The organism is Phormidium tenue FACHB-1050 (assembly GCF_014696925.1).
Taxonomy (GTDB): domain Bacteria; phylum Cyanobacteriota; class Cyanobacteriia; order Pseudanabaenales; family Pseudanabaenaceae; genus Pseudanabaena.
This window is the reverse complement of record NZ_JACJQY010000086.1, coordinates 1-8,072: the sequence shown is the minus strand read 5'-3', so window position 1 is coordinate 8,072 and position 8,072 is coordinate 1. Positions and strand designations below refer to the sequence as shown.

Genomic DNA, 8,072 nt, shown 5'->3' with positions numbered 1-8,072 from the left:
TAATTTGGTCATGGCTTAATTCGCCATCTAGTAACTCTGATAGTCCTGTTGCGGTCACCTTTCCGAAACTACTGATTAGGTAATCTGAGTATAGGTCTAAGAACTTTCTGTCCATACCTTTTAGCCTCTTTTTGAGCCTATCTTTACTCTACTCTGTTTTCCTTCCACGTAACATCAGTTATAAAATCGATAATTTCTTGATTCAGCTCTTCGCGTTTGAGTTTGACAGTGCGGCGGATTGGTGGTGTTTTCGCAGTAATCAAGATTAATTCAAGACGATCTACAAGAACAAGTGGATAGAGCATCACTGCATTGGGACTCTGGGCAAGAATGTCTTTTCGCAGATTATGGAGATTTTCAGGATCGATGGTTTGTTTTTCATTACGACGTAGTTCTTCTATGAGCTTTTGCACTTCAGAACTATTGAGAAAAGCATTAAATTGTTTCTTTTGATTTTGTTCTGATTGTACGAGTTGGCTCAGGCGCTGTTGTTCTGAAGCTGATAATTTATTGTCGCGAGCTTTTTGTTGGAGATTATTGAGTTCGATCGCTAAAGCGATGATAGTTTGTTCAGGAGTTTGGAGGCTTAAGCCTTTTTCGGTTTTATCATTACCACGCACAGTGCGAAGATAGTCACTGAGTTCTTGGACTTTGAGCAGATCTAAAACCTCCTGAGCTTCAAAAATCCGATCTTGCTTGAGCAGTAAGTCAGCAAGTTGACGATAACTACCCTCGATAGTGGCAAGATATGACTTTTGCACTTCCTTAGGTAATTGGCGAATGTCTTTACGAATTGATTCATGAACGTTGATAGCCTGTTTATAAAAGAGAATCGCAAGTTCAGTTTGATTAAGGTTGCTAAAGGCTAGTCCCAAATGTTCGAGCGAATATCCTTCGCTGTAGCGATCGCCAATTTGCTTAGATGCTGTCAAAGATTGCTGCAATAAATCTATGGCTTCTGCATATTGCTCAAGACCACCATTGGCATAGCCCAACCCATTGAGAGCGTATACTACGCCGTTGAGATCGCCAATTTTTTTGAAGATTTCTAAAGACTGTTCATAGAAACCTATGGCTTTTTGATATTGCTCTAAACTGCTGTACGTGCTGCCTAGAGTGTAGAACGAATTTCCCTGCCCCTTAAGATCACCAATTTGTTTTCTGATTACTAAAGATTGCTCGTGCAGTTCAATTGATTTGGGATACTGTCCTAAACTGTCATAAATATATCCCAATCCATTCAGCGAGTAGGCTTCTCCAACGCGATCGCCAGTTTGTTTTCTGATTACTAGAGACTGCTCATAGAAACCAAGCGCTTTTTGGTACAGCCCCAAGCTTTCGTGGACATCAGCAAGTCCATTGAGCGAATCTGCTTCTCCATCGCGATCGCCAATTTGCTTGAAAATAGACAAGGATTGTTGGTGCAAGTCTATTGCTTTCTGATATTGTCCAAGATTGTCGTAAGCTTCTCCCAATCCATTTAAAGAGCTTGCTTCAACATGACTCTCGCTGGTTTCCTTGGCAATTTCTAGAGCTTGCTGATAAAAACTAATGGCTTTTTGATATTGTCCAAAACTATTATGGTTTCTACCTAGACCGCTCAATGCAAAGGCTACCCCCTCTCGATCATTTATAGCTTGATAGATATCCAATGCTTTTTGAAATGACTGTGAAGCTTCACGGTATTGACCTTTGTCAATTTGCTGATGTCCTAATTCGATCAGCTTGTTTGCTTCTGTCTCAGTGTTTTTGGTTGTCTGTGCTAGCCCAATCATCTTTGGAAAATCAGGTGGCATCACCAAACCAAAAATTACAAATGTCATAACCAACACTAGAGAGGAAGCCTTTGTAGCCATAACCTTACTTTAGACAATTAGAATTTAGAATGTTGCCTCATAATTGTACATTTAAAAAGAGTAAGGGGTTTAAAACACACGATGGTTTCTTTCTCCTGCTTTACCACCAAATGCACCTGCTAAAATATTTGGCTGAAGTTTGGGCTTGGGCGAGAAGTCTGAGAGTGTGTAAGCAATCAGATTGCTAATGCGGTATTTTTCACTAAGCCATTGTTTGCCATCATTTAGCGCTGCAAGGGGAACATAACGGAGGATGCCATCAGGTGCATAGAGAATCGTTTGCGTTTTGGCTTGGATGAGTTCGGCTTCGATAGGTTTAATAAGGAGATTATAGAGAGAGGTAGCCACTTCTTTGTAATCTTCGGAACCTACATCAATAAGTCCAGCTTTAAATTCTCGGACTAATTCTTCTAGCTTTTCTTTGGAGATATTGACGGTACGACTAATTGGTAAACTATTGGGCGAAAAGAGAATGACTTCGAGGCGATCGCCTAAAATCAAGGGATAAAGTAGAACTGTTCCTTGAGGAATCTGTTGAAGATAGTCTGGAACTTTGTTGATTTCTGAGGCTGGTAGTTGCTTGATCTGGTCTGCAAGTTGACGATTAATCTCTCCGCCTTTCTCAACGCTAATCCCTGAAAGCTGACTGCTAATGGCTCTCTCGGCCGCTAAAAATTTAACCCCTTGAACTGTGCGATCGCTGCCTTTGATATTTTTGAGATAGTCTTCCAGTTCCTGAACTTTGAGCAAATCGAGAACTTGCAAAGCTTCCATGATTCTTCCCCGCTTAAGGAGAAGGTCGGCAAGATCTTTATAGCTCGAAGCAACAGTTCCTAGATAGGATGCTTGAGTTTCCTTGCTGAGTCCTCTAATATCTTTGCGAATCGATTCACGTACATTGATTGATTGTTTATAAAGGAGAATTGCTACTTCGGGTTGATTGAGTTGAGAAAAAGCATATCCTAAATTGCTATAGGAGAGACTTTCTTTACTGCGATCGCCAAGTTGTTGAAAAATTGATAGAGCCTGTTGGTAAAAAGTTACTGCTTGTGGATATTGCTTGAGGCTAATGTAGGTGTTCCCCAAATTGCCTAACGAAATTCCTTCGCCATTGCGATCGCCGTTAGTTTTATTAATTGCTAGGGATTGCTGATATAACTCGATCGCCTTCTGGATTTGCCCTAAACCTCGATATATATTTCCCAAGTTATTGAATGACGTAGCCTCGCCACTAGGATACCTAAGCTGCTTGGAGATGGCTAAAGACTGCTCATGGAAAGCAATGGCTTTGGAGTAGTTACCCAAACTATTGTAGGCACTACCCAAGTTGTTTAAGGATTTACCAAGCCCTTCAAGATCGTTTGTTTTTCTAAAAATATCAACAGATTGCTGGTTAAAACCGATCGCTTTTTGATAATCGCCCAAATAGTCGTACGTATTAGCCAAATTTCCTAACAACTTAGCTTCACTTTGACGATCTCCGTCTTGCTTTTTAAGCACTAAAGCTTGTTGATAAAATTCCAAGGCTCTTTGATACTGACCAATACTGTTGTAGCGATTGCCAATAGCGATTAGGGAATTCCCCTCTCCACTAATATCTTTAGTTTGTTTGGCAATTTCTAAGGAGCGATTATAAAAGTTAATTGCTTTCTGAGCCTCTCCTACAATCATGTATGCAGTTCCCAAATCATTGAGTAGATCTTTCTCGCTATGGCGATCGCCCATCTTCACAAAAAATGCTAAGGACTGAGCATAAGCATCAGTCGATTTTTGGTACTGTCCTAAACTGCGGTAAGCATCACCAATATACTTAAACGAGTCACCCTCAATATGGCGATCGCTAACTTTTTCTTGTCTAAAGAGTGCTATGGCTTTCTGATAAAAATCGATGGCTTCTTGGTATTTGCCAAGCTTTCTATAGGCATTGCCAAGATTAAAAAGAGACTTCCCTTCGCCATTGCGATCGCCAATTTTTTTAAATATTTCCAAAGATTGCTGATTAAAATCCAGCACTTTCTGATACTGTTCTAGCTCGAAGTAGATACTGCCCAAATTGTTGATTGCGGCGGCTTCACCATAGCGATCGCCAATTTTTTTAAATATCTCTAAAGATTGCTGATTAAAGTCAATTGCCTTTTGCGCCTGTCCGAGACGGTTATAGGCATTGCCTAGACTTCTGAGAGTATTCCCTTCACCCTTAAGATCGCCAATTTGCCGTTTGACAGCTAAAGATTGCTGATAGAAATCAATGGCTTGCTGATACTGCTTGAGACTGTCATAGGCAAGCCCCAGATTATTAAGTGCTGATCCTTCCGCTTTGAGATTACCTGTCTGCTTAAAGATAGCTAAAGATCGCTGATGGTAATCAATTGCTTGTTGGTATTGTCCAAGGCGATCGTGGGAAATTCCCAATCCATTAAGGGCAAAACTTTCACATTGAATATCTTTGATCTCACGACAAATACTCAGAGCTTTCAAATCGAACTGAATTGCATTTTGATAGTCTTTAATTTGCCTCTGATCAATGGCTTGGTCTAATAGATTATCAGCTTCAGCCTTACGTGATTGGAGCGATTGCTGCGATCGAGCTTCTTCACTTATCACTATCTGCAAAGGCAAACCAAGCAATACCGTCAAAATAGTGGCACTCCAAATCTTACGCATAAAAACCTCAAAATAACTTAGCTTCAACTCAATGCATTTCCAGTAAATTCTGTTGTTACGTAGAATGAAGATTGCCCTCACCCCCCAGTTCCCTCTCCCAGAGAGGAGAGGAGCAAAACCTAGAAAATTCTTGTTCCCCTCGCCCTTTGGGAGAGGGGCTAGGGGTGAGGGTCTTAAAAACTTTCACGTAACATCAGTAAATTGTCTCTTGAGTTCAGAAGAGATCAATGTCTCCCGCAATATTCATCGCTTCATATTCATCGGTATAATGTCGATAGTTGTTACCATAATCACTTTTTTCTATTACGGTCGTAATCGTACTTCATGTTCGTCGGCATAATGTCGATAGTTGTCACCGTATAGGGTTGTCCATTCACACACCTACGCAGTTCTCTACTTGCAGCTAGCCCGCTATGCCAATTGATCTTCGCAACGGGTTTGCCATTCATCTCTACCTTAAAAACTTGAACATCTTTCATGTTAGACAAAGCCGCATCTATAGTCGGAACCGCAAAAACAATCGCCCCAAATGGCATATTAGGAGGAGAGTAATTGAATGCGTGCGTCGTTACGGAAGGTTCATCATCTTGAGTGAGGGTGACTTTTACCGTTTCCATCTTGTCAGGCTTGGGAATATCTGTTGACATAAAAGTGAGGAGCGCCCCTTTATAATCCCCACCGGGTCCAGACAAAGTGAGCATTACCCCGTTTCTTGAGAAGAAAGCACTACAAAACTCGCCCGATTTTTGACCTTGAGGAGTTGGATATAGCCTCCAGTGCCCCGATAGATACAGAATATACTCAGGATTATTGAGCAGTTCTATTTGCTGTTGCACAATCGATGTGGCTGAGAGAAGGCTTGCCTCTAGTCTCTGTGCATCTCGGTCAACATAGCCCTCACCCAGAAGTTTACTAGGTCTAGCCCTAATCTCCTGAACCTTCTGGGCATCGTTCCTCCAACCTTGCCATGTGTTATAGGCTTGCCCAAAAAGAACATCCATCCCTTGAGCATTAACCGATTTAGCGCCAGATAGCGCGATCGCTACCGTTGCACCACACAATAAAAAGCGTCTCAAGTTAATTCTCTGCATTTAAAACCTCACAAGCTCAAAATATCTGTTCAAATTTGTGTTTTCAATCTACATCCCTGACTTTTATCATAAAATTATGTTCCTGAATAATTCCTAGATCAATCAGACGCTTGAAAAACCTTACTTGTACAATTTTCTTGCTTTTTCAGCAAGCCCTAAGTATAAAACACCCCATAAACAAACAAGTCATGGTTGCACATTTGGAAACGGCGCAATAAAAAACAAAAAAGCTGTAGCGCACGCCCAGCGTGCGCCTCAGCCTTCCTATCTAGGGGGTGAAAATTTGCTGAATGACCATTGGGTTACGTACCATTTTCTCCCATAGGTTGTGATTGATATTTTTAAGCCAGCGGCTTCATGGACAAAGTACATCAGGCAATACCCATCGCCACTACAAGATTCCACTTCAGGGCTACTATCACAGACAGTAGCAGTTCCGCCAACATTGGTCTTGCATTGGGGACTGACTAAGGGAACCCAACCATTTTTGAGTAAGATATTTCGCAAATCTGCGTAATCCATATTTTTTCTGACAACAGCTTCGATAACGGCTTGGCTGTCTGTTGTAGGTTCAATGTGCGATCGCGCGATCGATTGTAATTTCTGTGTCAGATTCCAGCACCCATTACGATGCTCAAAGATATAGGCATTCGGTTCTCCATAGGTTTTAATAAGGCTCTCATCTTGATTAGTACCAGTACCTGAATATTGATATTGAGCTTTGATGTAGTCCACCCGAAATGTTTTGTCATCAACTTTTTGGATATCCAGTTTTAGTCGAGTATAGGGACTATTATCAACTCGTGAAGGAACTAGTTGCACCCATCGATAATCTCTAAGATCAATACTGAATTCATCATCGTTTCTACTCAAAGTCTCTAATAATTTGCTAGGGGTTTGATAATCTCTAACTTGTATATAAGCAGCAGTAAAGGTATGGCGTATTTCATTACCTTGATCATCTTGACCGCGTACAAATTGTTCAAAAAAGCTTTTATATTCATCTTTGGTGCATGAAATAGGAAGGCTAGCGTTACTCTGTTTTGCAGCTTCTAGGTTCTGATTATCTATACTTGGATTTCCATTAGAACTAATATTACTTTGCTTGTTATCGAGATTAGTTGCTATCTGATTATTCCCTTCAGACGATCCTACTATCTGTCGTTGTAATGTCTGCTGATTATCTATATTTGTTGTCGGTGGTGATGCACAAGCCTGTACTAAGGTCGCTATGGTCATTATTACGATTTTGCAGTAGTTCATTCAAATATCCTTCAAGTTAATATTGTCTCAAACTCAATCAATAGTCGCAAAATGGACTTTTTTGTTCCATTTTGCGACTATTGATTTACAGTCCATTGCCGATCGCAAAAAATGCTGACCAATAATTAGGATGATTATATTGGGGGGATTTAATCAAAGCAACTTGCGCTCTATGTAAAGCCTCTGTGGATGTGACATCATCTTTTTTGAGTTCACTATAAAATGCTTCCATTAAAGCTTGAGTCCCTTCGTCATCAACTTTCCAGAGGGAGGCGATCGCATTTTTTGCTCCTGCTTTCTGAACTTGATAACCAAAACCTAAGATTTCCACACCATCACCGAGCTTACCAACTCCAGTCTGACAAGCACTTAGCACAATCAAATCAATGTTTGGGATTAGCCAATCAGTGATTTCATTGAGGCGGATTTTGTCACCGTTGCCGAAAATGATGAAGGAGTTATCTGGAACGCCTATGTTAAATTCGGCATGGGTGGCAAGATGGAGAATATTATGATTTTTGAATTTTGATTCGATCGCTTGGCGGCTAAAGTTCTCTTCGGTTAAAGTAACTGAGTTTTGAAATGAATTTGCGATCGCTTGAACTTCCTTAAGGGTTGCAGGTAAGGCTGTTTGTCCAAACTTCTTCTCTCCTGCTTTACCGCCAAAAGCTCCTGCGAGGATTTTGGGTGAGTTTTTAGGTTGTGCAAAAAAGTCGAAGAGGCTGTAGGCGATTAAATTATTAATGCGATATTTCTCTGCTAGCCATTGTTTGCCGTCATAGAGTGCAGCTATGGGAATATATCGCAAGATGCCATCGGGTGCATAGAGGATTGTGGTGGCTTTGGCTTGTATTAGTTCGGCTTCGATGGGTTTAATCAGTAATTGGTAGAGTTGTGCCGCAGGTTCTTTGACATCTTCAGAGCCAGCATCAAGAAGTCCCGCTCTAAAATCAATCACTAGGGTTTCTAGTTCTTTTTGAGAGATTTTGACGGTGCGGCTGATGGGGAAGGTGTTGGGTGAGAAGAGGCTGATTTCGAGTCTGTCACCTAAAATCAAGGGATAAAGTAAAGCTGTGCCTTGAGGGATCTTTTGGAGATATAGCAATCCTAAATGAGTTGTGATAAAAAGCCATAGGTAAAAAGCTTTGGGAAATTAAAGATTTGACGATTAGTAAAAAACTCAAAAAAGAACTTAACT

The 8,072-nt window shown here is 40.9% G+C and carries 5 protein-coding genes and 1 pseudogene; all 6 read right to left on the bottom strand.

Annotated features, from left to right (window positions below; all coding sequences use genetic code 11):
• Positions 1-115 (bottom strand): annotated as a pseudogene (locus tag H6G05_RS25515) (IS701 family transposase); the annotation flags it as partial.
• 28 nt (positions 116-143) lie between these two features.
• Positions 144-1,823: a tetratricopeptide repeat protein gene (locus H6G05_RS24855; protein WP_190582664.1), complete on the bottom strand. Its 1,680-nt coding sequence runs from the start codon at positions 1,821-1,823 to the stop codon at positions 144-146.
• Between the two features lie 102 nt (positions 1,824-1,925).
• Positions 1,926-4,520 (bottom strand): tetratricopeptide repeat protein, encoded by a 2,595-nt coding sequence (locus H6G05_RS24850; RefSeq protein WP_190582663.1) that lies wholly within the window; start codon positions 4,518-4,520, stop codon positions 1,926-1,928.
• A gap of 290 nt (positions 4,521-4,810) precedes the next feature.
• The gene (locus H6G05_RS24845) at positions 4,811-5,611 is read right to left on the bottom strand and encodes a hypothetical protein (protein ID WP_190582660.1); all 801 of its coding nucleotides are present in this window, start codon (positions 5,609-5,611) and stop codon (positions 4,811-4,813) included.
• Positions 5,612-5,875: 264 nt separating this feature from the next.
• The gene (locus H6G05_RS24840) at positions 5,876-6,850 is read right to left on the bottom strand and encodes a hypothetical protein (RefSeq protein ID WP_190582658.1); all 975 of its coding nucleotides are present in this window, start codon (positions 6,848-6,850) and stop codon (positions 5,876-5,878) included.
• Between the two features lie 109 nt (positions 6,851-6,959).
• Positions 6,960-7,979 carry a CHAT domain-containing protein gene (locus H6G05_RS24835; RefSeq protein ID WP_190582656.1) on the bottom strand — a complete coding sequence of 340 codons (1,020 nt, stop codon included), beginning with the start codon at positions 7,977-7,979 and terminating at the stop codon, positions 6,960-6,962.
• Positions 7,980-8,072 lie beyond the last annotated feature (93 nt).